This is a genomic window from Hymenobacter agri, from assembly GCF_054778495.1.
Genome location: NZ_BAAGZM010000556.1, coordinates 1 through 2,836, shown reverse-complemented (window position 1 = coordinate 2,836; position 2,836 = coordinate 1). Strand labels below are relative to the sequence as shown.

The 2,836-nt window shown below is 62.1% G+C and carries 3 protein-coding genes and 1 pseudogene; 3 read left to right on the top strand and 1 reads right to left on the bottom strand.

The window, feature by feature from the left end; genetic code table 11:
* From ACYVDE_RS19260 to ACYVDE_RS19250, 3 genes are all read left to right on the top strand, one after another.
* Positions 1 to 576, top strand: a 576-nt coding sequence (locus ACYVDE_RS19260; RefSeq protein WP_460503162.1) for a Rossmann-fold NAD(P)-binding domain-containing protein, incomplete at its 5' end; no start/stop codon positions are given.
* Positions 577 to 656: 80 nt separating this feature from the next.
* Positions 657 to 1,919: a BaiN/RdsA family NAD(P)/FAD-dependent oxidoreductase gene (locus ACYVDE_RS19255; RefSeq protein WP_460503161.1), complete on the top strand. Its 1,263-nt coding sequence runs from the start codon at positions 657 to 659 to the stop codon at positions 1,917 to 1,919.
* A 107-nt stretch (positions 1,920 to 2,026) separates the two neighbouring features.
* Positions 2,027 to 2,473, top strand: coding sequence for a ferritin family protein (locus ACYVDE_RS19250; RefSeq protein WP_460503160.1), 447 nt, complete (start codon positions 2,027 to 2,029; stop codon positions 2,471 to 2,473).
* A 138-nt stretch (positions 2,474 to 2,611) separates the two neighbouring features.
* On the opposite strand, the pseudogene ACYVDE_RS19245 reads toward ACYVDE_RS19250, so the two are convergent.
* Positions 2,612 to 2,836, bottom strand: a pseudogene (locus tag ACYVDE_RS19245) (hypothetical protein); the annotation flags it as partial.

Genomic DNA, 2,836 nt, shown 5'->3' with positions numbered 1-2,836 from the left:
ACCTACCCCACCCTGCTGCGCCCCGTGCACCGGGCGGTGGCAGCCGCCGGCACCAAGTGCGTCCTGTTCGTCAGCTCGACCAGCGTGTATCCCAACGAGCCCCGCGTGATGTACGAGGCCGACGCCGTGAGCACCCGCGATGCTGCGTCTGACGTGCTGCGCGCCGAGGGCCACTTCGTGCCCCGCTACGGGCAGTGGAAAAGCACCGTGGTGCGGCTAGGCGGTCTGTTCGGCCCCGAGCGAGCGCCCGGCCGCTTCCTGGCCGGCCGCCAGGGCCTCGACCAAGGCAACGCGCCCGTGAACCTCGTGCACCTCACCGATGTGGTGGGTGTGCTGTCCGGCATCATTCAGCAAGGGCTGTGGGGCCATACCTTCAACGTGTGCGCCGCCCAGCATCCGCGACGGCGCGACTTCTACCCCGCCGCCGCGCAGTTCCTGAAGCTGGAAGCGCCTGTGTTTAAAGAAGAAGCCCAGACAACGGTAAGCGGCAAAACCATCGACAGCAGCCTGGTTCGCAACTTACTGACTTATCAGTTTCAGCACGACGACGTGGTGGCCGCGCTGGCGTACTGCTAACGCAGGTACTCAGCACGGCTTGTTGCTACATCGGCACCGACCGCGACTCGGCTCCCGCCCGGCCGGCGTACCTTTGCGCGGTGAAATCTGACGTTGCCATACTTCCCGTGGCGGTACTCGGAGGCGGCGCGGCGGGCTTTTTCGGAGCCATTGCCTGTGCCGAAGCCAACCCGAGTCAACCCGTTATCCTACTCGAAAAAACCGGCAAGCTGCTGGCTAAGGTGCGCGTGTCGGGCGGTGGGCGCTGCAATGTCACGCACGCCTGCGAGTCGCCGGCCCAACTGGCGGCGCATTACCCGCGCGGCAGCAAGCCGCTAAAAAATGCCTTCCGGCAGTTCGGTGTGCCCGATACTATTGCGTGGTTTGCACGGCGCGGCGTGCAGCTGAAAACGGAGGCCGACGGCCGCATGTTCCCGACCACCGACTCCAGCGAAACCATTGCCCGCGCCCTCGAAGAAGCCGCCCGGCTGGCCGGCGTGCGCATCGTCACCAACGTCGGCGTTGAGGAGATTCAGCCGCTGGCAGCCGGTGGGTTTCAGCTGAAGCTGAGTGGCAGCGGCGCCAGCCAGTTCGGTGGCAGCCTGGCCGTCAGCCGCCTGCTCGTGGCCACCGGCGGCAACCCCAAACCGGCCAACTACGATTGGCTGCGCGCCTTGGGCCACCGCATTGCCGAGCCCGTGCCTTCGCTCTTTACCTTCAACGTGCCCAACTCGCCCCTGAGCGAGCTCATGGGCGTGAGCGTGCCCCAAGCCCGCGTGGTGCTGGCCGGCGAAAAGTTGCAGTACGAGGGCCCGCTGCTCATCACGCACTGGGGGGTGAGCGGCCCGGCCGTACTCAAGCTCTCGGCCTGGGGCGCACGCCGCCTCAGCGAGCTGGGCTACGTGGGCACGGCGCTTATCAACTGGATTCCAGCGCATACCGACGAAACGCTGCGCCCCTGGCTGCAGCAGTTCCGGCAGGAAAACGGCAAGAAGACTGTGGCCAGCAACCCGCTCTTCGGCCTGCCGCAGCGCCTCTGGCGCAACCTCGCCGAGCAAGCCGGCATCGCCGCTGAAACCCGCTGGAGCGACCTGCCCGCCAAAACCCAAAACCGCCTGCTGGAACTGCTGCTGCGCACCCCTCTGGCCGTGCGCGGCAAAACCACTTACAAAGAAGAATTCGTGACCTGCGGCGGGGTTTCGCTCGACGAAATCGACCTCAAAACCATGCAAAGCCGCCGCGTGCCCGGCCTCTATTTCGCCGGCGAAGTGCTCGATATCGACGGCATCACCGGCGGCTTCAATTTCCAGGCCGCCTGGACCACGGGTTTCTTGGCGGGCCGGGCAATGGCGGGTGAGAAGTAGAACGTCATGCTGAGCTTGATTACAACTCAAGCAGCCCAACTGTAACCTTCCCAACCAACAAAGAGTAAATAGAGGCACAATCTTTCACCTCAAATTACTCTTTCCAAATGGAAGCCAAAGCCACCCAAGCCCTGCTCAACGAACTAGTTGAAACCCTCAAAGACGGTCAGAAAGGCTACGCCGACGCCATGACCGACGTCGAAGATTCGCAACTGAAGGAAACCTTTAAAAAGTACGCTGCTCAGCGCGCCGAGTACATCACTGAGATTGAGGACCAGATGTTCAAGCTGAACCTCAAGCCCGACGAAGAGTCGTCGGTGACCGGCACCATTCACCGCGCCTGGATTGACCTGAAATCGGCCCTTACCAGCAAAGACAACAAAGCCGTCCTCAACGAGTGCGAGCGCGGCGAAGACTACGCCAAGAAAGCCTACCAGACTGCCCTCAAAGTAGAAGACCTGCCCGCCGCCGTAAAATCGGTTATCGAAAAGCAGTACCAGGGCGTACAAGCCGCTCACGACGAAATCAAGTCGCTGCGCGATTCGTCCAAATAATTGCCATTGGCTTTTTCTTAAAGCCCGTTCAATAAAAAAGGCCGCTCAATTGAGCGGCCTTTTTTGTATCTAACTAATTCACTTATACTAAACACATAGTCTGGATAATCCAGGTCACCTAACGGATTCACGAATAGCCTATTCGTCAAAGTTGTCGTTGCGGGGAGCACGGGGCGCGGGGCGCGTATCGTACTCGCGGGGCGTGCCGTAGCTAGGCTTGTTGCCATAGCTGGGCTTATTGCCGTAGCTCGGCTTGTTGCCGTAGCCGCCCTCGCGGCGCTCGCCGCCACCGTAGCCGCTGCGGTTGCCGTAGCTGCTGCCGCCGTCGCGGTTGCCTTTGTAGCCACCGCCGTAGCCACCCTC